The organism is Methylomonas sp. LL1 (assembly GCF_015711015.1).
Taxonomy (GTDB): domain Bacteria; phylum Pseudomonadota; class Gammaproteobacteria; order Methylococcales; family Methylomonadaceae; genus Methylomonas.
The window spans coordinates 1657431-1682296 of record NZ_CP064653.1; the positions used below are offsets into that span (position 1 = coordinate 1657431).

A 24866-nucleotide genomic window follows, 5' to 3' on the forward strand; every position below is an offset into this window, starting at 1 on the left:
GCTTTGCCGTGTGGGCCAACATTAACGCGGTAAATGATGAAAATTCACCGGTGAAGACTTCTGATACTTGTCCGTTCAAAGTCTACCGACTGTTGCGGTTCGCCTGTCGTCAAAATCCGAGGACGAACTCATAAGCCTTCGCTAATCAAATCAAAGCTTTCTGCTTCAAAATAAGCACCTTGCACTAAATTGAACCCCATTTGACGCGCAAGCGTCGCATTACGCTTATCATCGATACCCAGCATCACACTGCAACCTTCCATCGAGCTAACCAATTGGCAAAGTTGATTCAACTTTTCCGGCAACCGATTATCGCGAATGCTATCAAGATGCTGCGAAGACATGGCTACCAAATCCGGCGAAGCTCTGGAAATCAGCTCGAACGCCGATTTGTCCAAACTAAAATAATCAAATTTTAATGCCACTCTATAACCACGGTTTTGGTAGTTGTATAGACCTTTTAGCAGCGATGGATAAACACGCGCATATTCGTTGTTGATTTTAAGCCCTATGGCAACATTGCGGGTTTTCAGGCCGCATTTAATGATAATCTCTTCAAAATACGCCCCATGATCGGCTTTGACGCCCAGAATATGGCGCGGGTCGACATCCAGGATCAACAAATCGTCCAGGTGCGACTGTGGCAAGTAATTCAGCATGTGAACAGTGCGGGTCAACCGGTCAAAACTGATGATAGCCTCGGTGTCGCTAGTCTGCTCGATAGGCAATTTTTTTAGGCTATCGGATTCGTGTCTGGTCAAATCCGCACCCAGTATGCCTGTCACATGGATATGGGCGGCATACCCGGCAATTTGCGAATTTCGCAAGGTTTCCCGAAGAGGCAGCATTTCGCTACCCACCCGAATTTGACCAAAGTTTCCGAAAACCTTGTCATCCTGAATAGTAAATGGTCTGAGAGGGCTATTGTGTTCCCGTTCAAGCCTATCATTGAAGTATTCCACTAATTGTTGCAAAGGCATGAGATGCCCTCCTTAAAATTTGTATCGTTCGATGGAGCGAATGAGCTAAAAAAATGGCGGGATCATAGATCCCGCCCAAATGACATCCTTATCGGTAAGTAGGAGACTCACCTAATCCTTGAGAGAGCACATGAACCCACATCAATTCAGTCCGAACACGATAATAACCACAAGTGATTAACAAATATAACGATATTTATCGATTTATTTATGTCATTTTTGAATAACATTTCCTGATTAGAAAGCAGCTTCAGCTAAGAGGATATCCAGCACAACTTGTGCTGTACATTGTGAAAACTGGATAATTTGCTGATTTAGCCATGCTTTTTGTGGGTCATGAGTTATCAGGGAATTTCGGATGAGTTTTGGGACCTTGTTGCGCCTTTACTTGGAGCGGTTCAAACGCCGAACGCCTGATAGTTCCAAATCAGTGGAGTTCCGCGTTGTGTTGAACGGCATCTTCTATCTCCTCAAACGGGGCTGCCAGTGGGCGTTTTTGCCGAGCCTCTACGTATCGAAAAGCACCGTTCACAAACCTTTTCAGCGTTGCACTCGCGCCAGTGTTTTCGCCGAAATGTTCAACCTGGGGCGGCGAAGTATAAGGAACCCCAAGGATCCAAGTGGGACTGGATGGCAGTCTGGTGCAGACCAGCCCGCTACGCGCCAATCGACAAGTCTATCGGCGGAAGCAGGAGTGGGCAGAAACCCCACCGATCGCGGCAAAAGTGACAAACGCTGAAAATCTTGGAAACGGAGCGTAAGCGAAGTGAAGATTTTTAGTCCGCGATAGCCGTAGCGCCGGGCGGGTTTTCGCAGCGAAGCGGAGAAAACCTGCAAGGCATCGCGAAACGGCGTCAAGTCATGCGAGAGCCTATGTTTCGACCCCTTGTTGGGTCGAAACGAGGTGACGCGGACGAATCGGGGCCGCCGGAGGCATAAGCGGTCGCGTAATTTTTGCCGCTTGTTGGGGCTGGGAGGCCCCTAAACAAGCTTTCGCAAAAATAGCGACTCCCCGAAAAACCCACCTTTTGGTGGATCAGAACGGAATACCCTCTAGCGTGGCGCTGGCGGGGCTGGTGAGGTTCGCGCTCAGTGAAATCGCCAAATGCCTTGATCCACCAAATGTAGCTGATAGCGGCGTAAGTCCTCAGCACTGGCAGTATCCAGTGATCGCCCCAGGAAACTTGCGAATCTCTTCACAACACAGATATAACTGGCCTGGGTTTTGGGAGACAATTTACGCATCCGAATGCCGTCGATCATGCGTTGGCGCGACGGTGTGATGGGTTAAGTGGAAGAAGTCATGACACTGCTCCAATCTCGAAACAAGGCGGATTGCCTCATCTATAGATAGGAAAAACAAGTGATATGCTCTCAATCAACAAATGCTTTGCTACTCAGATTCCATGATGCGGAGCGGTATAATCCATTGGCCATGGTGAAGCAGTGATAATGTCAATTTGCTCGCCAATATTGGACAGCCGCCAGGGTCAAAGGATGCCTTAACTATTAAAATTGGATAGTTACCCTCAGCGGCGGGTTGTGGCCAATTCCGTTGTAGCACACACACTTCAAAGCCAACACAAATTTCAAACTTTTTTCGCCCAATTGACGAAATCGCAATAATTATCGCGATTTCGAAAACGACCTCCAGAAAATTCTCTTCACAATAATGGCCATCCCAACCGGAGGTCATTATGGAACAACTCTTCGCCCACTACGATCGCCTCGACGATGACCTAAAAGCCGAGCTGCCGCTGAAGCGAATTTGGACAGTGGCGGTGCAGGATGATGATTAAGAATTAGCCGCTTAACAGGCTGTTGAAAATTGCCCGCATACCTTCGGATTCGCTGCCCTTTTTCGAGTTTTTGGCAGCCTGGAAGCCCGATCAGGCTTCAAAACCCGGTTTTAGCCGGTTATATTCGCCCCGAAGGGCGTTAAATTCCGCCTTTTGGCGGATTTCAGGCGCACGAGCGCCTAGGCGGTACTGTAACGCCAACCGAAAATAGCGCCCATTCGCGTCAGGTTATAGGCGGCAAAGGTAAAAATCGTTTGCGCGGCAACCTTCTTCAAGCCCCTGAATTTGGTTTGCCGCAGCGGGCCGACGGTCTTGGCCCAGCCGAAGACTTCTTCGATCCGCTTGCGGATTTTGAGGCTTTTTCGGTAAGCATCGTGTCGGGTGGTGCGGCCGTCAATAGCGGAGCCTTTGTCTTTGCTGGCGACATGCGGCGTGACCTTGCTCTGGCGTAACTTGGCGACAAAATCCTGCGTATCGTAATTCTTATCCGCGCCCAAGGTCGCGCCGGGTTTGTGGATTGTGCGTTTGACCATGGCGTGAGCCGCCTCGCGTTCCGCAGTGCCGGTGGCCTGAGTGACTTCGACATCGACGACAAGGCCGTTACGGTTCTCCATCAAGGCGTGACCGAGGAAAGCCAGTTGAGACTTGTCGCCCTCGCTCTTTTTGTACAGCCGGGCATCGGGATCGGTAGTCGAGGCGTGGGTGTCGTTGCTGCGCTTCTCGCCCTTGAAGTTGACCGTGGGATTGCGGCCGCCATCTTCCGGCGGCGGGGTAGAGCCGTCTTTCTTCACGAAACTCTTGTGCGAGGCCCAGGCTTGAATCAGCGTGCCGTCGACCGAGAAATGCTCGTCGGAGATCAGCTTCTTCCAGTCAGCCAAGGCCAGCGCCCGTTCGAAGAACAAACGGCTAATATGCTCGTTCAGCAAACGGTCGCGGTTGGCGCTAAAGGTCGAGTGGTCCCATACGGCGTCGTCCATCGTCAAGCCGACAAACCAGCGGTATAGCAGGTTGAAATCGATGTGCTCCAACAGCTGCCGTTCCGAACGGATGGAAAATAGGACTTGCAGCAGACTGGCGCGGAGCAGGCGTTCCGGCGGAATGGAATCTCGACCGCGACGGGCGTAGAGCGCGTCGAACTCGTCGTTGAGCGTGGCGAGCAGCAGATCGACGACTTTGCGCAACTTACGGAGCGGATGCTTTTGGGGAATCCGGCTTTCCAGGGTTCGGTAACTGAATAGTTGTTCTTGAGTGATGTCGGCGCCGCGCATGGAGTCAATGCAGTATATTGGAGATAGAACTATTTTATCATGTAGAACAAAGCTTTATGAATTACTCTTGCATCCGGCCCAACGAATCAATGCGGCTTGCGGGGGGAGATAAAATCAACAGCCTGTTAACGGCAAGAATAGTTTTAAAGGTTGCCCTGGAAATGCGATAAAACCAAACTGCCGATAAAATTCGGCTGCGGCCGGATTCAGCGCATCCACCACGACCGCATAAACCGCCATCACGGCGCTGGCTTGTTCCACACGTTGCACGGCATCGGCTAGTAGTATCGTTCCCAGGTGTTGGCCTTGATGCTGTTGATCAACCGCGAGCCTGCCTAATAACGCGACCGGCACCGGATAATTGGGGAGGCGGCGTTTATGCTCTGCTGGTAAATCCTCGGCGCGCACGCTGCCGGCACTGAGGGTGTAGTAGCCAAGAATGGTTTGCGGGGCGTTGATGTCGGTCGCGACGAATACTCTATTGATACGGTGTTTTACGTTTTGGCGGGCATATTGTTGCAGGTAGATATTTAAGCTACTGACGCCGCAGTCGAAGGCTTTGCGTTGATGGCTGGCGTTGAGCGCTTCGATTTTGAGTTGCATCAGTCCTGGACAACCGATTGCTGATGGAGTGCCAGGGCTTGTTTCAATTTGGCATTCTTAGCCGGCGGATTTTCCAGAGCGTCCAAAAACAAGGTCCAATCGGCAAGGGAAAGGGTGATTTGCTCGTGCTCGTTAATGATGTTTTCGGCGGCAGCCAGCGATTGGGCCAAGACAAATTCGGACAGTTTTTTGTGGCTGTAACTAGCAGCTTTTTCCAACTTTTGCTTGGAAAGGGTATCAATGCGAATGTGCATGCGTTCTTGTTTGTTGGTTTCTGGCGTAGGCATATAAACTCCCTCCAATCAATTGGAAGTAATTGTACGCCAATTGTGCGTCAAATTTTGAATTTCGCTTTAGCTTGCTCGTTTGATCGGAATCACGTTTGGATTCTCGCCAGTTAATAATTCCAGCCGTTCGCACAAAACGCGCCAAGCTTCCGCCTGTTCCGCTTTTAGTTCCTGGTGCTGGTGGTAGACGCGCTTCAACTTGTTTTCTTGAGTGTGGTTAAGGCATTTTTCGATCACGTCGCCGTGTATGTCACGGTTATCCGAACTTTCCCCACCAATTAAGCATTTGGCGCTAAGGATTCCGCCAAAAATAAGTTCCCGATATTCGAATGTCTTGTAGGGGCGAATTCATTCGCCCTGGGCGATTAAAATCGCCCCTTGTATGATGAATTTTAACAACCGATAGCCTAGAAGAACCGATTAAGCTGTCATCGTTCATTGGGAGGCCGTTCGCCCCTGAGGACTGGTAAATACCAGAGCCTGTGCTGTAGATTGGCCCCCGCCCTATTCACCCATACCGTGGAGTATCCGAGGCTTAGAGCCTGCATACACAAGGAAGGTAGGTGCATGCGCAGGGTCGGGAACCGGTGAATAGTGTACTTAACCTTTAACTGAATTAAAAAACGATTATGACGAACCTCCCAATCAATGCCATCGCTGAATCTATCCACCGCCTGTTTGCCGGCGTGGATGTCGGAGCCGATGAATTGGTGCTGGTGATCCGCAAGAACGGCAAGTCGTTCGATCCACAAAAATATGCCAATACCCGCTCTGACCGTGCCCGCTTGGTCAACAAGCTGATCAAGCTGCCGGGCATCAAAGTCTGCCTGGAAGCCACCGGCATTTACCATTTCGACCTGGCGATTGCGTTGCATGACGCCGGTATTCCCGTGATGGTCGTCAATCCCAAGGCCTCGCATAACTTCGCCAAGGTGTTGATGAGAAACAGCAAAACCGATGCCGTTGATGCCAATACCCTGGCCGAATACGTCGAGCGCATGGACTTTGTCGCCTGGACCCGGCCATCGAATCAGACCCTGGCTTTGCGCGGTTTTGCCCGCCGCATTGATGCGCTGACCGGTCAGAAGGCTGCCGCGAAAAACCATCTGCATGCGCTGAGTGCGACTCAGGAAACTCCAAAGGCGTTGCTGCGCGATGCCAAGCTGGCGATCAGTCAATTGGAAAAACGCATCGATACCTTGGCCGCCGAAGCGATGACCTTGATCAACCAGCACCCGGAACTCAAGCGTGTTTTTGAGTTGCTGACCGGCATCAAAGGCATTGCCCAAACCAGCGCCATTGCTTTGATGGGCGAACTGCTGTTATTGCCACCCAACCTGTCGCATCGCGAATGGGTCAAGTTTGCCGGGCTCGATCCCAAAGCCTTTGAATCCGGCAAAAGCGTACATAAGAAAATGCGGCTGTCCAAGGCGGGTAACCGGCATATCCGCTCGGCATTGTATATGCCGGCCTTGAGCGCCAAACAGCATGACCCCCATGTCAGCGCTTATTTCCAGCACTTGGTCGACAACGGCAAGAAACCTTTACAGGCCGTCTGCGCAGTGATGCGTAAATTACTGCATGCGATCCATGGCATGCTAAAGCACGACCAGCCGTTCGATAACACACGGTTTTATGTCATTCCGACACCCATCATCGCTGAGTGAAAAAGTGATGGAATTTTGTTGACTTGGAACAGAGTATCTACAATCAATTTAGAGAAATTATTTCAAACCAAATCCTAACTTCAGTTCCGCCGCGCCGTTTCGGCCTTGGCTCAACCAACGCTCAAATGCGGGTTATCTTGCCGCGCGCGCTGTAGAATATCCAACGCTTCGTTATATTCAAAATTCATGACTTGGCGTTCTAATTCGGCAGCATGAGCGCCGAGCACGACCTTGAGCATTGGAGCGTGTTTTTCAACCAGTTTGCATGCCATCAAGTCGCCGACGTCGAGCAATTGATGGAGTTCAAGCAATACGCTCCGAGCTTCGTTCCAGTCTATATCTCCGTGCTGCCGCGTTTCGTTGTCGGGGAGCGCCTCCATGACCGCGCAGGCCAGCGAACGCAGGGCATCATCCAGAGGAGCGATATGGCGTTCGAGTTCATCGCCCCCAAGCCCGGCCTTGAAAGCCGCATCCAATTCGCCGGCCAATCTTTGCACCTCGGTGGCCCCCAAATTGCCGGCGCTACCTTTCAGCGTGTGAGCAATACGGCGCGCCTGGTCTTTTTTGCCCGCAACTATCGCGGCCCGTAGCTGCGTCATATCCTCGACGTGATCCGTGGCTAGACGTCGCAGTAACCGCAGATAGGTCTCCCGCCGTCCCGACAGCAGCTTTAAGCCAAGTTCGGCATTCAGACCTGGAATGCCGGCAAGCATGGTCAGGGGCTCAACAGCGGCGGCGGGTAGCGTTTGAGTCGTCCGCGCCATGGCTGGCAACCAGCGTAGCAATACGGCATAAAGTTGCTCGGGATCGACCGGCTTGGGGATAAAGTCGTTCATGTCCGCCGCCTTGCAGGCCAGGCGATCTTCGTCGTAGGCGTTGGCCGTCATCGCCAGGATCGGTTTGACGCCCCAGCCAGGCAGGGCGCGAATCGCGCGCGCGGCGGAGAGTCCGTCCATTACCGGCATCTGCATATCCATCAAAATCAAATCGTAGTTGCCGGTCCTCGCTTTCTCCAACGCGACCAGGCCATCCTCGGCGGTCTCGACGAACAGCTCCACCGCATGCAATAGCTCCACCGCCACTTCGCGGTTAACCGGATTGTCTTCCGCCAGCAACACGCGCGCACCGGCTTTTTCGCCACGCAACGCAGTCTCGGCATCCTTGAATGTTTGGCCGGCCGACGGAACCATGACGCCATGGCCATGCTCGACGCGGACCGTCAGCCAGAAAAGACTACCCACCCCCACCGTGCTCTCCACCCCGGTTTCACCACCCATCAATTGAGCCAGATGCCGGGTAATCGCCAATCCCAATCCCGTGCCGCCATATTTGCGGGTGGTGGATGCATCGGCTTGTTCGAAAACCTGGAATAATCGGAGCCGTTTTTCGGGGGGAATACCAATACCGGTGTCTTCGACTTCGAAACGTAATAGTAGCCGGTCGCCATCGTCTTCGAGTAATTTGGCCCGCAATACAACCCGGCCTCGCTCGGTGAATTTAACAGCGTTGCTGGCGTAGTTGAGCACGGCTTGACGCAATCGGGTCGGATCGCCACGTAGCCAGATCGGAACCGCATCGGAATCGACGTCAATGATCAAACCCTTGGCCGCCGCCTGGCCGGCGATTAACGAACGTACATGGTCAAGAATATCGAATAAATGAAAATCACGATTCTCCAACTGGATGCGTCCAGCTTCGATTTTCGATAGGTCGAGAACATCGTTGATGATGGACAGCAAATGTTGGCTGGCTCCTTCGATTTTGGACAAGCGTTCGTCTTGATGTGGCGTAACACCTTCGCGACGCAGCAGATGAGTCAGGCCCAGGATGGCGTTCATCGGCGTACGAATCTCGTGGCTCATGTTGGCGAGAAAGAAACTCTTGGCTACGTTGGCTGCTTCGGCCGCAATCTTGGCTACTTCGAGTTGATGAGTTCGTTCCGACACCAATTGCTCGAGATGATGCCGATGTTGGTCCAGCTCTTCGGCGATGCGTTTTTTCTCGGTAATGTCTTCCTGTATCCCGACATAGTGGGTAATGGTCCCGTCGGACTGGCGGATAGGCGCGATGAGGGTAAAATTGACGTACTCGCTACCATCCTTGCGCCGATTATGAAACTCACCCTTCCATGAACTGCCTTGGCCGAGCTCCTTCCATAATTTGACAAAGGTTTCCCGTGAGGTCCCGCCCGATTGCAACAGGCGCGGATTTCGGCCCATCACCTCGTCGCGGGCGTACCCGGTCTGGCGTAAAAAACTATGGTTGACATAAACGATATTTGCGTCGACATCGGTGATGACGATGCTCTCCGGGCTTTGTTCCACCGCCATCGACAACTGGCGCAGCTCTTGAGCCGCTTGTTCCACCGCCTGTTTTGCATCCATGGCATCCTCCATCAAGGACAGCGAGGCTAGGCGCGCCATACGTTGCTCTTCGAGAGCATCGTGCAACTCTCTTTCCACCGTTTTGCGTTCGGTGATGTCGCGGGCGGTGACGACCGAGCCGACGATATTTCCGTCCTTATCGCGAATTGGCGCCAGGTTGTAGCAGCCTATCCAGGTTTCGCCGCTGTCCTTACGCCGCAGGCTATATTCCTGATCGACGGCTGTCTCGCCACGCAAGGCTCGAGACACCGCCCATTGTTCGATAGGCGCCGGTTCGCCGTCGGGTAGATAGACCTCCAGAATATCCGGATACTCAGTGATTATCTTGCTACATTCGGCCTTGTTCTTGAAGCGGTGGTAAGCGGCAAATGCGTCGTTGAGATGGATGAAGCGCCCGTCGCGGTCGGAAATAAAAACAGCGTCGGACATCGCCGCCATTGCCGCTTCCAGTTGCGCCTTGCTGGCTTCCGCCTCTCGGCGGACTGCATCGGCCTCTTCCATCCGATTCAGCGCGGCAAGTCGCGCCGCTTTCTGCTGCCGCAGAGCGGCGGCTTGGGCTTCGGCCAGCGCCTGCTCGGCTCGCTTGCGTTCGGTAATATCACGATGCACGCTTATAAAACCCATCACGCTGCCGTCGGGCGCCAAAATCCGCGCTCCGCTGGTTTCGGCTAGGAATAAACTCCCATCCTTGCGCCGATAGCATATTTGGATCAGAGCCGTTTCACCTCCCGGATCAAGCCGATATCGCTGGTGGCCCTGTTCAACGAAATCGGCCGGATCGGCGTAAATAAAGTCGGCGCCACGGCCGACGGCCTCTTCCGGTGTGTAGCCGAACATACGCGTGAAAGCCGGGTTCACCTGCTTAATGCGGCGATCGGTGTCGGTGAGTATCGTGGCGTCGAGAATACTGTTGAAGATGGAGTGGAGACGGGTTTCATTCTCCCGTAGATGTCCGTGAGCCTGTTCCAGTTCGCTACGGCGTTCGAACTCGTATTGACGGGCGCGGCGATGCGCCTCGGCAAGCACGCTGATCAGTACGCCACTGAGCATCAGCATGCCCCACTGGAACAAATCATGGTTTTCGGCAATCGAGAATTGGCCGAACGGAGGGATCAGGAAATATCCCGTAGCCAAGCCGGCGCTAGCGGTTGCGATAAGTCCCGGCCCCAACCCTCCAAACATGGCGACAACGATCAGCACCGGCATAAACAAAATCAACAGCGGCCGCTGGCCGAAACCGACACTCAACTGAAACCGTATCGCAAGCATTATGAAGGGCAGAGCCACGGCTAACAGATAAAGCACCAGGCGGTTGCCTAGCGATAACGACGGCCTCACGGAGCCTATCCAGCTAGTGACTCGGTTCATCGACAAAAGACAAGCCTCGCGCAAGCGCCGAACGGCATCGGGATAGCCAACAGCTGGCGGAGGCGCGGATTCATGTCATGGCTCCCCTGCCCCATTGCCGTTCAAAAAAACCAAGTTATACGGTGGTTCGCGTCCGAGTTCTTCGGACAACGCGTTGATCCGCTTCTTCATCTCGATGATGTCCATTTCGCGGCCCAGGGTGACGCGATTGAAGCGCTCGAGTTCGGCGTTGCGGTAACGTAGTTGTTCTTCGGCCTGTTTCTGGGACGTTATGTCGATGATGACGCCGTCGAGGAATGCGGCATTATTCTTCGCATCGTAGACCGCCCGCCCATGTTCGAGAACCCAGCGAATATCACCCTTGGCGCACCGAATACGATAGACGATGCGGTAAGGTTGCGCGCTGTTTATCGCGGCATCCACTGTCCGTTCCACGCTGGCAAGATCGTCCGCAACGATCAAATCGGCCCAAGTCAAGGGGGAGTCTCCCAAGAGAAATTCCGTTGCATCGTGTCCCGTCAAAAGCGTCACACCGGCGGAAAGCATGGATACCCGCCACGGCGCCTTGACATCGCAACGATAGACGGTGCCAGGTAGATTGCTGGTCAGGCTGCGATAGCGTTGTTCACTTTCCACCAGAGCCTCTTCCGCCTTTTTTCGATCGGTGATATCGATGTTGATGCCGGACAGGATGGCGACCTTGCCGTTCTCATCACGCCTGGCACTACCTTTGGCATACATCCAACGCATCTCGCCGCTATCTTCACGGCGGATACGAAACTCGACTTCGAAGGGAGCGCCCTGATTGATATGCCTTTCCCATACGGCATCGATCAGCGCCAGGTCGTCGGCATATACCCGTGAACGCCAATCCTCGTCGCTACGTGGACTGCCGGGAGGCACGCCGTAGAGCCGTTCGTATTCCGCCGACCAGTAAATCGAGCCGTTACGTTGGTCCCATTCCCAAATGCCGACATGGGCGCTTTCCTGTGCCAAGATCAGCCGCTGTTCGCTTTCGTGTAAAGCCGCCGCTATCGCCTTGGCTTCGTCGCGCGCGGCCTGGGCGTCCTCCAGCAGATTTAACATCGCAAGTTGCGCCTGCTGTTGATTTTCCGGTTGCCATGGTTCCGAAAGTTCAACCATGGAGTCGAGAGCACTTATGGTATGAGGTGGATCGCGGTCGAGTTCGCAAGCCAGTGCGTTGATTTGCCCTTTTAACGCCACCATGTCCAATTCGCGACCCATGGCTGCACGGTTGAAACGCTCCAACATCGCATTTCGGGAGTTCAGGGCAATTTCGGCCGTCTTGCGAGCGGTGATGTCGTGTTGCACCGCCAACCAGACGTTACCCCAGATCGGCATTAGATGGCTGGACACGATAGCATAAGTCCAGAATAGGCTGCCGTCCTTGCGGCGGTTCAATACCTCGCCTTGCCAATTTCCGGTCGTGCGGAGTTGTTCGATGATCTTACTGGCGGCTGCCTCGGGTGTACACTCCGATGTCAATGCATTGAGAATGGCCACATCGCAACCAATCAATTCACCGGGTTGATAGCCGAACGTCGTTTCGAAAGCGGGATTGACATACAAAATCCGCCCATCGCCGGCAACAACATTGACGCCTTCCGTAATTTTGGCAAGCACCTCCGCCTGCAATTGCACCGCCTGTTCGGTCCGATGCAGTTCATCGGCCAACGCCGATTGCGCTTGTTGCTGCTGCAAGACGAGTAGCGTGCCGGCGACCGCCAACACCAACAGGCTAATCAGCACAATCACGACCGACTCATTGACCGCTGCCTGGAAAAACTCGGTGCTATCGCTTTTGGCAATCAAAAACCAGTCGGTACCGGGGATGGCATAGCTTACACCGACCGAGGCTACGCCACGGTAATCGACACCATACAGCTGTTCGCCCAGGCGAGTGACCCCTCGTACCACCCGAGACTCCATCAGTTGGCTGTTTGAGACCGGCAGGCTCAGTTTGAGCGCGGAGTCCGAATGATGACGTAATGGGTTAAGATACAGTACATTGTCCCCTTCGCGGCGGAACAGCAGGACTTCGCCGCTGGTACTGGGGCCGGGCCATTTCCGCAGGTTCGGATAAAGCCAGCCTCCTAGTTCGGTATGTAGCACGGCCGTCGCCGCCCCACTACCGACCGCAATCGGCACGACAAAATCCAGATGAATATGACCATCGCTGTCCCGATAGGGACCAATACGCTGAATGCCGCCGTCGCGGGCGGCGATCTGAACGGCCGTTTTCTGTAAAGGCGGTACTTCGCGATCGATGCCCGGCGCGGACCATAGCTTGTGGCCCCGCCGGTCAAACAATATGACCGAGGAAAAGTCCATGGACTTAACTAAGTGACTGATCCATACCTGTAAATGTGCCGATGCGGCGGTATCACCACTATCGAGCCATCGCCGGAACAAATCGGCAAAATAGGCATTCCCATGGATAGATTTGGCGTTACCCTGCCGCGCCGAAAGCCAATCGCTGATTTGGCTGGTCTTGAGTTCGGCAATGGCTTGCAGGCGTGCAAACTCATCCCGCCGATCCTGTTGCCAACGGTAAGCAACGCCTCCGATAGTGGCGCCGACGATACAGATCGACAGCAGAACAAAAGGCAGCCAGTGGCGGGAACGGGAAAAAGGCAGACCAGTGCCGGTAGCGGATTTTGCCGGTCGAGTATCGAATCGCCCGAGCAAGCCATACAACAGTAACGATGTGACCACCACAAACAACCATCCCTTGATCATGCCGACGACGGCAAACTGTTCGGCGTCCCGGATCAATGCTTTTAATGCGGTGTCGGAAAGCAGTATCCACAATGCGGCAAAAACGGCATAAATCACGACAATCAGCATGGCGTTATTTGGGTTGGCGTACCTGCTGTTGCGAGTATCGTTCATCGCCGGGCCATCATGCTTGAGACTCTAGGTGATTTTTGAGAAAGTTTATACCCATTGCCAATGTCAAAAATGTGTCGTTCGCTGAGCGGACTTGTGCTGAGCAAAGCCGAAGTAGCCGAAGCGAACGGTTGACTTCGACTCCGCTCAGTCAACGGTAAATTGCTTGGATTGGGTACATTTATTGCCATAAATCGCCTTATCTCCCCATCGATATGTGAAGGAATTCCCGCGCGGCGTCCGGATCGGAGCGTTAAGAACTCCCATCCTTCATGACGATTCTACAGAGAATATGGGAGCGGTTACAGCATCGCGGCATCATCCGCTGTAAAAATGGAGTCTAAATCCCTCGATATTGGTGGATAAAGCTTCTTTGTCATCCGAGTATATTGCCGCGGTTTATCCCGGTTATGCGCGGGCCAAGGATAATTTGGCCGCGTTTAGCCGACTCGCTTCAACTGAATCTCAAACTCCGGCAACGGTACCGGTCTGCTGAACAAATAGCCTTGACATAGATTACAGCCCTGCCGTTCCAGAAATCTCCGTTGCTCTTCGGTCTCCACCCCTTCGGCAATGCTTTCTATTCCCAGGTTATTGGCCATGCCGATGATGGTTTGCACGATGACCGCATCGCTTTGCTTCAGGCCGATGTTGCGCACGAAGGACTGATCGATTTTTAACTGGTCGATAGGCAGCTTGGTCAGATAATAAAGCGACGAATAGCCGGTACCGAAGTCGTCCAAGGAGAAACGTACGCCGATTTCCCTGAGTTTCTGCATCTTAACGATGGCGTCATCGATATTGTCGAGCACCAGGCTCTCGGTAATTTCGAGCTTGAGCCGGTCGGGGTTGAGCCCATGACTGCCTAGGGTTTGACGCACCAACTCGACGAAGTCGGGCTGATGAAACTGGGATGCGCTGACATTGACGGCAAGCTGCAGCATTTGTGTGTCGGGATCGGATTCCCAGGCCTTGAGCTGAGCGCAAGCCGTTTCCAGCACCCATTTACCTATCGGCAATATCAGGCCCGATCCTCGGCCAGCGGGATGAACTCCGCCGGCGAAACCAGTCCGCGTTGCGGATGTAGCCAACGTATCAGGACCTCGGCACCCACGATGTTGCCGGCGAGATCAACCTGCATCTGGTAATAGAGCGTGAATTGGTTTTCGGCCAGCGCTCGGCGCAGATCGGATTCCAAGGCCGTGCGAACTTCCAGCACCGCCTGCATGGCCGGGTCATAAAAACACAGCGCATTGCGGCCGGCGCGCTTGGCCTGATACATCGCGGTGTCGGTGTATTTGATCAGTTCGTCGACGGTGCTGTCCTGGTTGCGAAACAAGCTGACGCCCATGCTGGCGGAACAATGGTGTTCGTAACCTTGCAGGAGATAAGGCCGGGCAATGGCGGCCAGTATCTTATTGCCGATCACTTCGGATTGGGCGGCGGCTTGCGAAGGGGCTTTACTCAGTCCATTCAGGATCACGACGAATTCATCGCCGCCCAGCCTTGCCGCGGTATCCCCTTCACGCACGCAGTCTTGCAATTGCTTGGCCACCTCGATCAGCAGCAGGTCGCCGATGTTATGGCCCTTGGTATCGTTCAGTGTTTTAAAATTATCCAAGTCGATAAACAAAACCGCGCCGTGATTAGCGTGACGAGCATTGACCGCGATAGCCTGCTGCAAACGGTCGTGCAGCAGACGGCGGTTGGGCAAGCCGGTGAGCGGATCGTAAAAGGCCAGGCGCTCGACCTCGTCCTCGGCCTGCTTGCGGGCGGCCTCCCGGCTAAAGTTATCGAGCGCGAAGCTGATATCCATCGACATTTCGGACAGCAGATCGCGCGCGGCGGCGTCAAAGGCATTTTCCTCGCCCGAATACAGGGTAAAGGCACCGACCACCTCCCCGTTTTGACGCAACGGCAGCGAACCCGCCGCTACCCAAGCCGCCCGGTCCTCGCGTTTATGCCAGGCCTCGGCCATGGGGTCATGCATTGAACCCGGCTCCAGCAGGGTTGTGCCGTGCGAATGGCAATGCTGGTGGGGCTTTGCTCATAGGGACTACCGGCGGCCCATGAAAACTCGATATTTTGCAAATCCTCGGCGCCTTCGCCATGGCAGGCAACCGACAATACCCTAGCCTGGTCAAAATCGGTAAGGCCGACCCAGGCGGTCTTCATGCCGCCCAAGCGGACGGCCGCGCGGCAGATTTGCAGGAACAATTCATCCTGGTTGGTGCAATGGACTATGGCCTTGTTACACTCGCTCAGCGCGGCATACAGATGCATTTGCCGCTCGATTTTTGCTTCCGCCAGCTTGCGTTCGCTAATGTCGCGGGCAATGCCCAGAATGCCGACCAAATTTCCGGCACTATCCAGCATCGGCGTTTTCAGGGTCTCGAATAAGCCGTGATAACCGTTGTCGGCGAAGGTCAGCCATTCCTCGTTGGCGCGGACCTTGCCGGCTTCCGTCGCAGTACGGTCGTTCCGGCAAAACAAGTCGGCCTGTGCCCTGCCGATGAAATCAAGGTCGGTCTTGCCGACGATTTCCGCCTCGCTGGCGCCATAAAAGCGTTCGAACTGTAGATTACAGGCCAGATAGACGCCCTCCGGATCCTTTAACCAGACCAGATCCGGAATGGTCTGCACCAGCGTACGCAATTGAGCATTCACCAACAGGGTATCGGCCAGGCTCTCCCGCAGTTTTTTCTCGCTTTCCCTCAGCATGCCGCTACGTTCTTCCACCATCTCTTCCAGATGGTTGCGCAGACGGTCGATTTCCAAATGCGTGCGCACCCGCGCCAGCAACTCCTCGCGCTGATACGGTTTCGTGACAAAATCCACCGCCCCCAAGCTGAAGCCTTGCACCTTTTCCGGCGTATCCGACAGGGCGCTGACAAAAATGACCGGCACATTGCGGGTTTTAGGGTGGGCCTTGAGCCTGCGGCAAACCTCAAAACCATCTATCCCCGGCATGAATATGTCCAGCAATACCAGATCGGGCGGATTGCCGATAGCGGAATCAACGGCCAACTCGCCGCTGATGGAAGAACGCACCTCGAAACCTTCCGACTTGAGCATGTCGGACAGCAGCTTCAGAGAAGCCAAGGTATCGTCTACCACCAGAATGTTGCCGTTGTTATTCATGATAATTTTCGTGAGTCCGTGGCGCCTTTAAGCTATTTTTGAGAAAACATGCCCCCATTGCCGCTGCCAAATATACCGGTCGCTGAGCGGACTTGTGCCGAGCAAAGTCGAAGCAGTCGAAGCGTAGTGGACTTCGACTCCGCTCAGTCAGCGCCGGCTTTCCTTGGCGCTCAGTCAGCGACAGTTTTGCTTGGCGCTCAGTTAACGACAATTTTTTGAGACAGGGGAAATTTATTGCCATTAAATTTAGCTTAACATCATCGGATTAAAACTTGAAAAACGTATGCAGCATCACATAGTCGCCGGCCGTGTAACTATTGGCGTCGAACTCGTGCAGCCATTTGGCCGACCACATGATTTCCTGTCCGCCCAGTTTTTGGTTGAAATACAAGGCCGGGCCGATAGTATTGGCTTCGGACAGCAACGTGGCGCCGGCCGCGCCGGAACCGCTGTCGGCGGTCACTTGCCGGTATACGGAGCCGTTAATGCCGATGCCGAAATTGGCTATCGGGTAGTAGCCTAGCAGATAATCCAGATGAAACTCGTCGCCGGTTCGGTAATCGGTGGCCGGGTTTTCGCTGTTGAGCATATAACCGATGTTCATCGACAGTTCGAAGCGGCCGTCGCCCGACATCCAGGTAAGGGAAGCGTTATTGTCCAGGGACCAGTAATTACGTCCGGCATTCAGGCTGCGATCTTGGCGGTAAGAGCCGGTAGGCATATTCACCCCTTCGTAAACGAACAGATAAAAATTATCCCATTGCCAGCTAATGCCGCCGGGAACCACATAAAAATCGCCGAAACCGCCACGACGGGTATCGATATCCGATGATGGAACACTATACTCGCTGCGTAACAACATCGGATACATGCCGACGGTAAATGCGCCACCCAGTATTTGCAAGTCACTGACATGCAGAATCGACGGCATGTCGAACGCGATCGAATAGTCGTATTGGCTATCCTGAGTAGTGTAATAACCGAACAAGTTATTGAAGTATGTGCCGGGCTCGGTGATATAAGCCATGCCGAAATCGCCGTAAAAGCCGGGCAAATAACTGGTTCCACCGCCCTCCGACGCTCGTGTCACGGACGGATGATGCCAGCATAGCGCGGCAATAAGCAGATAGCGGACCAAGGCCGACGGCCGCAACGGCCGACTCGAGTTGCTGGGTGACTTATGGCAATAACCGCAGCTAATCCAAGCCATTTGCCGTTGGCTGAGCGAACCCCATATTCGGCATCGACGACACTGGCTACAATCATTGTCAAAAACCACCTTATCCATCATCATGGCATCTCTCCTTTGTTGATGTCGCCGGCTCCGAGCCGAGCCCGGAAAAGGATACGTTGGGCGGCGAGAGTTCCCTCAACGAACGCCACTATCGGACTCTTGCGCCGTTTTATCCAATTTCCTCGCTGCAAGAATAGATCATTCTCTAAAGTCGGCGAACTGCCATGGCCAAACAGCCGAGAGTGAAAGTTGCAAACAAGTCTAAAAAGCCGGTCTGTAGGAATTAGGTTTGAAGCAACACAAATTAGTTGTGTTTGGCTTCATCCAACAACTTCAAAATGGTGGGGTAATCGAAATATTCCGCCAGCCTAGACATTGCCAGCGCCAAGTTTGCATCGATGCCGCCTATCCGCCGGATGATTTCCGCAATGCGTTCGCTGTTCAAATTGATCAACGCCTGCCTCAGCTCCTCACGCAACTCGGCCGGCAAAATTGCCAACATACCGGCGGTCAGCGTCACGTTGTTGGGCTCGTCCGACAAAGTCTGCGATGAATAAATATAGGTGATGTCCAGTTGCCGGGCCAGACAGTCGTAGATTTCGTCGAAGCGATAGGGCTTGCGCACGAAATCGTCCATGCCGGCATCCAGTATTTCCCGCTGCTCTTCCTTGAAGGCCGAAGCGGTGACCGCGACGATCTTGACCGCCTCGCCGTTCGGCATGCGGCGGATGCGTCGCGTCGCTTCGATACCGTCCATCACCGGCATTTGCCTGTCCATCCAGATCAGATCGGGCCGCCAACTCTGGAACAGTTCCACGCCCTGCTTGCCGTTCTCCGCCAACATAACCTCCAAACCGAGTCCGGCCATCAACCGGCTCAGCAGCAACTGGTTTTCGCGTTGATCCTCGACAATCAAAATCTTGTAACGGGGTTGACCGGGCGCCAGCCCCACGACTTCACCCAGTTTATAGAGTTCCGGTTTCAGCATATCGTCCATGTTCGCCAACTCCACCGGCAGTTCGACCCGAAACAGCGAGCCCTTGCCAGGTATGCTTTCGAGCCGGATGCAGCCGCCCATCAGTTTGACAAACTGGCGGGTTATGGTTAGGCCCAGGCCGGTGCCCGGCTGGGGAGCACTCTCGGATAGCCGCACGAAGGGTTCGAACATACGGTCTTGATCTTCCGGCGCGATGCCGGAACCGGAATCCTGGATCTCGATCAGCAGATGATGCCTGGCATTGTTCTTCACCCCCAGGCGCACAGTCACGCTGCCCTGTTCGGTAAATTTGACCGCATTATTGATCAGGTTGATCAGAATTTGCCTGATCCGGGCCTCGTCGCTCTTGATATAACGGGGGAATTCGGAGGTTTGATCGAGCAACAGCCGCAAACCTTTTTCCTGGGCGCGGATTTGCATCATTTCGGTGACATCGCGCACCATCGAACCGAGATCGAACGGGGCGAGTTCCAATTGCAAGCGATCGGCTTCTATTTTGGCCATTTCCAGCACGTCGTTGATCAGCCGCAGCAGATGCTCGCCGCTACGATTGATGATGTCGAGGTTTTCGATTTGGCTGTCGGACAACCCCAAATCGCGGCGCATCATGCTGGAAAAGCCTAAAATGGCGTTCAGCGGCGTGCGCAATTCGTGGCTCATGTTGGCCAGGAATACGCTTTTGGCCTTGTTAGCGGCTTCCGCCGCATCCCTGGCCAGCCGCAGTTCCTCGGTCCGCTGCAGTACTGTTTCCTCCAGATGATCCTTGTAGTGGCGCAATTCTTCTTCCGCCTGCTTGCGCTCGGTAATGTCGGTAAATAGCGACAAATAGCGGTGTATCGAGCCGTCAGCATTACGAATAACGCCGATGGAAATCCATTCCGGATAGACTTCACCGTTTTTTCTGCGGTTCCACAGTTCGCCGCGCCATCGGCCCTGGTTCAGCAAGCTTGACCATAGCTTGCGGTAAAAGTCGGCATCGTGGCGGCCTGATTTCAACAACCGGGGCGACTGGCCTAGCGCTTCCCCGGCGGAATAGCCCGTTATCGCGCTAAAAGCCGGGTTGACCGCAATGATGTGGTTCCCTTCATCGGTCACCATGATGGCTTCGCTGCTGGACTGGTAAACCTCGCCAGCCAGCTTCAGCTCTTCTTCGAGCCGCTTGCGCTCGGTAATGTCTCTGGCGACGCCCAACACGCCGATCAAACGGCCGGATTCGTCGCGCATCGGCGTCTTAATGGTTTCGAACAGCCCCCGGTAGCCGCCGTTGGCGAAGGTCAGCCATTCCTCGTTGCTGCAAGGCCCGCCGGCTTCCATCGCCTTTTGATCATGTTGCCGAAAAAAATCGGCCAATTCGCGGTCGACAAAATCATAGTCGGTCTTGCCGATAATCCGGCTTTCGCCGGCGCCAAAAAACTGTTCGAAGCGCGGATTGCAACTCAGATAAATTCCGTCCGGATCCTTCAGCCAAACCAGATCCGGAATGGCGCAAACCAGCGATTTCAGTTGGCCACGCTCGAGTGCCAACTCCCGCCGGCTGGCCATTAGCGCCGCTTGCGCCAACAGCAAGGCATCGCGCTCCTTCAGCAATGCGCCTTGCCGGAACATGGCCAGCACTATCACAACCGCCGAGCCAATGTTGGCCGCAGTCTGCACGATAAAGGGCAAGTTGTTCAGCGTGTGCGAAAATACCACGGCCAGCGAGGCCATCACCACGGTCAACAACGGGAAAAGCCGCAACACGCCTTCGCACAGCCTATCCCAGTCCGGATCAGTATTTTTCTCGATTTCCCAGCGGGTCAGGCTAAAACCGATCAGCAATACCGCCACCGAAAACGAAATATTGAACCAGGCACCGTCGATAGCGGTGCCGTCCAAGGCCATGAAATTCCATTCCATCCAACTGAGCCCGGTGGTGACCAATCCGGCCAAAAACAACGACAGGCTGGATCTTAGCCGCTGGCGTAGCGCCGGAATCATGGTCAGCGCCAGGCTGGTGGCACCAAACAGGGTGGCCGGATAGGCAATTAGGATCAGCAGCGGCAATACCTCGGTTTCGCCGCGTTTGGGCAGATACAGCGCCAGAATCAGCGTCAGCATCGCCACCGTCAGGGTTAAGGCATCCAGCCAGATGGTCTTGCGTTCGGACGGGACGGTGTGATTGCGGATTTCCAACAACAAACCGATAGCGATGCAGGGTCCTAGCCACAGATAAAACAAATCCGACGGAGCGGGAAAGTTCGCGTAAGCCGTCGCCGTCTGAATATCCCACAGGATTTGGCCGACGGCATAGCCGCTGAGGCCGAGCGCAAACCAGAACAAGCTTTTTGCATCGGCTGGCGCGGCCCGTCTCAAGCTCAACCAGGCCAAAATCGCGGCCGCGGCGGTGCCCGAAGTCCAATGCAGATTATCGAAAAAGCGGATCCAAGATAAGCCGGGTGAGAGGCGAATGCCTAGCGTGCCAATCACCACGCCCAATATGCCCACCGATAGGACGATTTTACTGCTGAGTGGCATGGATGGGCGAGGATGCATGTTAGTAAGCTTTAATTGAATCAGTAAGCCGATATCCGCTGTTTTGCCATTGGCCGCAAATCCATTGGGACTGTTTAGATCATCGAGTTAATTGAGTTTAGAGGATGTTCTAGCATTGATGAAGAAAGATCGCTCCAAACGAACAAGCTCATTATTACATGAAATTATAGGGCATTTATTTGCTTGTATAAGCAGGGGGGCGTTATCCGCATATATAGTCTGCCTCTCGCTGGCCGAACGGTGGTCAAACATAAACATTTACACGGCCCCTGCTCGATCCGCTTGGTCCAACAACTTCAAAATAGCCGGGTAATCGAAATAGTCCGCCAACCGCGACAGCGCAAGCCCAACAATCGCGTCCACTTCGGCAACCATTCGGATGGCCTGGGTGATTTGCTCGTTGTCCAGGCTGATCAGGGCATCCCGCAGTTGCAGGCGCAGAGCTTCGGGTAATTCTTCCAACATCCGGGCGGTCAAGGTCAAGGACGCCGTGTCATCCGCCGGGCTGTCCGAATAATAAAGATATTCAAGACCCAGTTGCCGAGCCAGGCAATCGTAAATCTCGTCGAAGCGGTAGGGCTTGCGCACGAAATCGTCCATGCCGGCATCCAGCATTTCCCGCTGCTGTTCCTTGAAGGCCGAGGCGGTGACCGCGACGATCTTGACCGCTTGACCATCCGCTAATTGACGAATGCGTTGAGTCGCTTCGACGCCGTCCATAACCGGCATGCGCCTGTCCATCCAGATCAGATCGGGGTGCCAATCTTGGAACAACTCCAGACCTTGCTGGCCGTTCTCCGCCACTTTCACCTCCATGCCGATGTCGCTCATCAAGCGCCTGAGCAGCAATTGGTTTTCATACTGATCCTCGACGATCAGGATTCGGTAATGCGGCTGTCCAGGAGCCAGTCCCGCCACCTCCCCGGATTTGGGGCTTTCCTGCCCAAGAATTTCGGTGGGACTCGCCAATTCCACCGGTAGTTCAACCCGAAACGACGAACCCTTGCCCAGCGTGCTTTCGACCCGGATGCTACCGCCCATCAGCTTGACGAATTGGCGGCTGATAGCCAGACCCAGTCCGGTGCCGCGCTGGGCGGTGCCTTCGGATAGCTGCACGAAAGGCTCGAATAGACGATCTTGGTCTTCCGGGGCGATGCCGGAACCCGAATCCTCCACTTCGATCAATAAATGATGCCGGGCGTTATCCCCGACCGCCAAACGCAACGTCACGCCGCCCTGCTCGGTAAATTTCACCGCGTTGTTGATCAGATTTATCAATATCTGCCGAATGCGAGCCTCGTCGCTCTTGATGCAACGGGGGAACTCGGACGACTGGTCCAGCAGCAACCGCAAGCCTTTTTCCTGGGCGCGGATTTGCATCATTTCGGTGACATCGCACACCATGCCCCCCAAGTCAAACGGGGCAATTTCCAATTGCAGGCGGCCCGCCTCGATTTTAGCCATTTCCAACACATCGTTGATCAGGGTCAGCAAATGCTCGCCGCTACGGTTGATGATGTCGAGATTTTCGGATTGGTACGGACTTAGCCGAGGGTCTCGGCGCATCATGCTGGAGAACCCTAGAATGGCGTTAAGCGGGGTACGCAGTTCGTGGCTCATGTTGGCCAGAAACACGCTTTTGGCTTGGTTGGCGGCTTCGGCCGCGTCGCGGGCCAACAACAGTTCCGCCGTGCGTTGCCGTATGGTTTTCTCCAGTTGCTCCTTGTGGCATTGGAGTTCATCTTCCGCCTGTTTGCGCTGGGTAATATCGGTAAACATGCCAAAGGAGCCCCGGTAATGCTGCTCGCCATCGACGATCGGCGTGGCGGAAGCGAGAGCCCACACTGCCTGTCCGCCCTTGCAACGGAATCGGCGTTCGTAATGCTCGGTCAGTCCCTGGCGACGATTGTTCATTTTGTTAAAATGATCAGGCAAATCTTCATCGAACATGAAGTCGCTCATGGGTCGTCCGATCATCTCTTCGCCCGAATAGCCAAGCATTTCAGCCATTCTGGCATTGACAAAGTTAGTCACGCCGTCCGGCCCGAACACCCAGATTCCTTCACTGGCCGTGTCCACGATCTGGCGGTACTTCGCCTCGCTCTCGCGCAAGCCACGATGAGACAACAAGCTAGTCAGACTGTCGGCCAGCCGCCAATTGATCTCTTGAAACAGACGCTGGTCTTCCGGTGTCCAAACCCTGGCATGAGAGCACTGATGCATGCCGAACGCCCATGGCTTGCCGGTTTTGGGGCGAGTGGTCATGGTTAACTGCGACTGTACCCCGAATTGCCGCCTTAGCCATTCCGGCAGCGGATACTTGGCCCCCGGACCGAAGGCAACCGGGCCGTCGGTCTCGCTTTCTATTCGTAACACACTTTGGATTTCCGGATTCATCGGCATCTCAAGCCCTTGACTGTTGGCCCCCGGATATTCAGGCTTGGTGCGTTCCATAGGTACCGACCACGAAGCAGCCTCGGGATCGCAAGGATAGATCAGCCAAGCCCGGTCACAATCAAAGATCGTCAGCACGAGATCGAGCACGTCGCTCATCATCCGCTCAAGCTGGTTCGTTCCCTGTATGGCCCGGTTAATCCTATCCATGCTTTCAAAAAACCGCAGATTGGCCAAGCGCTCCTGCTCGGCCTGCCTGCGCTCGGTCAGATCATAAGCCAGTCCGACGAATCCCGTGATCCGGCCGCTTTCATCCCGTAGCGCAGTGACGGATAAACTCACCGGCACGCGCCGTGCATCCTTGCGTATGAAGGTCCACTCGTCGGTCTCGGGTAGGCCGAGCCGGGGACGAGCGGCAAATACATCGAATCCCGGCGAGATTGTTTCGCCCAGTTCCCTGGACAACTGCATTGCGTGCCGCGCCACCTCCTCCGGATCGTGCCAGAGCGCCGGCGTCTGCTGGCCCATGACTTCAGCGGATGTGTAAGCCAGCAAGCGTTCGGCGGCGGGATTAAAACTGGTGACAATGCCGTCGGATGTCGTCGAGATGATGCCGTAGGCGGCATTGTCCAAGATCGTTCGCTGGAAGCGGGTGAGTTGGCGGTACTGTTCTTCGCTTTCCCTCAATCGATTGGTTATGGTTTTGATTTCCTTGAAGATCGGAGTAATGCGTTCGATGCCGACGGCCATCAGCAGCGAAATTGCCAAGGCAATCAGTTCCACATTCAGGTCCGGCTGCTTGACGAATTCCGCTTGAAATACCGCGATCAGGCTTACGCCACGCCGCAAGGCCATCAACGAAATTGCGATGGCTATCAGGCTCCAAGCCATGCTCTTGCCCGTGATTTTTATCAGCCTGAGGGCAAAATAAACCGCGACTACTTGCAAGACTAGCGAGGTAATCAGAATGATGGACACTGTCACGGCAATACTCTCCGGATATATCGCTTTAAACGATTTATGAAAATGACAGTACCCATAACCAATGCCCAATATTGTGTTCGCGATTTGACCCAAGCGGAGCCTTAGCTATGAGTTGCAGCCCATCGTTGGTTTCCGCTATGTTCAGCCAGTCGCAAATTGCTAGCGCGAAATAAGTTTACGTCCATAAGTAGTGCCTCGGGATTTGGTTGGAAATAATATCCCGTTATCTTAATAGGATCGGTCACGCGATAGGAGCGGCTTTAGCCGCGACAAGGTTCTGATCGCGGCTAAAGCCGCTCCTACAGCACAGTCCATTTC

At 54.4% G+C, this 24866-nt stretch carries 13 protein-coding genes and 1 pseudogene; 2 read left to right on the forward strand and 12 right to left on the reverse strand.

What is annotated here, in order from left to right; translation table 11 throughout:
- Window positions 1-128: 128 nt before the first annotated feature.
- Entirely contained in the window at window positions 129-980 is an 852-nt protein-coding gene (locus tag IVG45_RS07895; protein WP_196437289.1) for an EAL domain-containing protein, read from the reverse strand.
- Between the two features lie 358 nt (window positions 981-1338).
- On the opposite strand from IVG45_RS07895, the gene IVG45_RS22980 reads away from it, so the two are divergent.
- A complete protein-coding gene (locus IVG45_RS22980) occupies window positions 1339-1719 on the forward strand; it encodes a transposase (protein WP_196437290.1) in 381 nt (126 codons plus the stop codon).
- A gap of 350 nt (window positions 1720-2069) precedes the next feature.
- On the opposite strand, the gene IVG45_RS07905 is transcribed toward IVG45_RS22980, so the two are convergent.
- The 4 genes from IVG45_RS07905 to IVG45_RS07920 all read right to left on the reverse strand — a co-directional run bounded on the left by IVG45_RS07905 (window position 2070) and on the right by IVG45_RS07920 (window position 4937).
- Window positions 2070-2243, reverse strand: a complete 174-nt coding sequence (locus IVG45_RS07905; RefSeq protein ID WP_330165387.1) for a phage integrase N-terminal SAM-like domain-containing protein — start codon at window positions 2241-2243, stop codon at window positions 2070-2072.
- 715 nt (window positions 2244-2958) lie between these two features.
- Window positions 2959-4047 (reverse strand): IS5 family transposase, encoded by a 1089-nt coding sequence (locus IVG45_RS07910; RefSeq protein WP_196437291.1) that lies wholly within the window; start codon window positions 4045-4047, stop codon window positions 2959-2961.
- Window positions 4048-4161: 114 nt separating this feature from the next.
- Window positions 4162-4650 carry a GNAT family N-acetyltransferase gene (locus tag IVG45_RS07915; protein ID WP_196437292.1) on the reverse strand — a complete coding sequence of 163 codons (489 nt, stop codon included), beginning with the start codon at window positions 4648-4650 and terminating at the stop codon, window positions 4162-4164.
- Window positions 4650-4937, reverse strand: a complete 288-nt coding sequence (locus tag IVG45_RS07920; RefSeq protein WP_196437293.1) for a type II toxin-antitoxin system TacA family antitoxin — start codon at window positions 4935-4937, stop codon at window positions 4650-4652. The genes IVG45_RS07915 and IVG45_RS07920 overlap by 1 nt, the downstream gene beginning before the upstream one ends.
- 629 nt (window positions 4938-5566) lie before the next feature.
- On the opposite strand from IVG45_RS07920, the gene IVG45_RS07925 reads away from it, so the two are divergent.
- Window positions 5567-6604, forward strand: a complete 1038-nt coding sequence (locus tag IVG45_RS07925) for an IS110 family transposase (RefSeq protein ID WP_196434802.1) — start codon at window positions 5567-5569, stop codon at window positions 6602-6604.
- Window positions 6605-6714: 110 nt separating this feature from the next.
- Here the strand turns inward: IVG45_RS07925 and IVG45_RS07930 are convergent, their stop codons facing one another.
- The 7 genes and pseudogenes from IVG45_RS07930 to IVG45_RS07955 all read right to left on the reverse strand — a co-directional run bounded on the left by IVG45_RS07930 (window position 6715) and on the right by IVG45_RS07955 (window position 24548).
- Window positions 6715-10326 (reverse strand): PAS domain S-box protein, encoded by a 3612-nt coding sequence (locus IVG45_RS07930; RefSeq protein WP_196437294.1) that lies wholly within the window; start codon window positions 10324-10326, stop codon window positions 6715-6717.
- 105 nt (window positions 10327-10431) lie between these two features.
- A complete protein-coding gene (locus IVG45_RS07935) occupies window positions 10432-13269 on the reverse strand; it encodes a PAS domain-containing protein (RefSeq protein ID WP_196437295.1) in 2838 nt (945 codons plus the stop codon).
- Window positions 13270-13706: 437 nt separating this feature from the next.
- Window positions 13707-15256, reverse strand: a pseudogene (locus tag IVG45_RS22985) (putative bifunctional diguanylate cyclase/phosphodiesterase).
- The gene (locus IVG45_RS22625; protein WP_230874802.1) at window positions 15199-16407 is read right to left on the reverse strand and encodes a response regulator; all 1209 of its coding nucleotides are present in this window, start codon (window positions 16405-16407) and stop codon (window positions 15199-15201) included. The pseudogene IVG45_RS22985 and the gene IVG45_RS22625 overlap by 58 nt, the downstream one beginning before the upstream one ends.
- 265 nt (window positions 16408-16672) lie before the next feature.
- Entirely contained in the window at window positions 16673-17617 is a 945-nt protein-coding gene (locus IVG45_RS07945) for a SphA family protein (RefSeq protein ID WP_196437296.1), read from the reverse strand.
- Between the two features lie 328 nt (window positions 17618-17945).
- Window positions 17946-21170 carry a PAS domain S-box protein gene (locus IVG45_RS07950; protein ID WP_196437297.1) on the reverse strand — a complete coding sequence of 1075 codons (3225 nt, stop codon included), beginning with the start codon at window positions 21168-21170 and terminating at the stop codon, window positions 17946-17948.
- Window positions 21171-21428: 258 nt separating this feature from the next.
- A complete protein-coding gene (locus tag IVG45_RS07955; RefSeq protein ID WP_196437298.1) occupies window positions 21429-24548 on the reverse strand; it encodes a PAS domain-containing hybrid sensor histidine kinase/response regulator in 3120 nt (1039 codons plus the stop codon).
- Window positions 24549-24866: the final 318 nt, after the last annotated feature.

Bases quoted from the DNA above. Each gene is read 5' to 3' on its own strand.
- IVG45_RS07910 (WP_196437291.1), bottom strand. From the start codon at position 4,047: ATGCGCGGCGCCGACATCACTCAAGAACAACTATTCAGTTACCGAACC.
- IVG45_RS07905 (WP_330165387.1), bottom strand. From the start codon at position 2,243: ATGATCGACGGCATTCGGATGCGTAAATTGTCTCCCAAAACCCAGGCC.
- IVG45_RS07945 (WP_196437296.1), bottom strand. From the start codon at position 17,617: ATGGCTTGGATTAGCTGCGGTTATTGCCATAAGTCACCCAGCAACTCG.
- IVG45_RS07895 (WP_196437289.1), bottom strand. From the start codon at position 980: ATGCCTTTGCAACAATTAGTGGAATACTTCAATGATAGGCTTGAACGG.
- IVG45_RS07920 (WP_196437293.1), bottom strand. From the start codon at position 4,937: ATGCCTACGCCAGAAACCAACAAACAAGAACGCATGCACATTCGCATT.
- IVG45_RS07925 (WP_196434802.1), top strand. From the start codon at position 5,567: ATGACGAACCTCCCAATCAATGCCATCGCTGAATCTATCCACCGCCTG.
- IVG45_RS22980 (WP_196437290.1), top strand. From the start codon at position 1,339: ATGAGTTTTGGGACCTTGTTGCGCCTTTACTTGGAGCGGTTCAAACGC.
- IVG45_RS22625 (WP_230874802.1), bottom strand. From the start codon at position 16,407: ATGAATAACAACGGCAACATTCTGGTGGTAGACGATACCTTGGCTTCT.
- IVG45_RS07935 (WP_196437295.1), bottom strand. From the start codon at position 13,269: ATGAACGATACTCGCAACAGCAGGTACGCCAACCCAAATAACGCCATG.
- IVG45_RS07950 (WP_196437297.1), bottom strand. From the start codon at position 21,170: ATGCATCCTCGCCCATCCATGCCACTCAGCAGTAAAATCGTCCTATCG.
- IVG45_RS07915 (WP_196437292.1), bottom strand. From the start codon at position 4,650: ATGCAACTCAAAATCGAAGCGCTCAACGCCAGCCATCAACGCAAAGCC.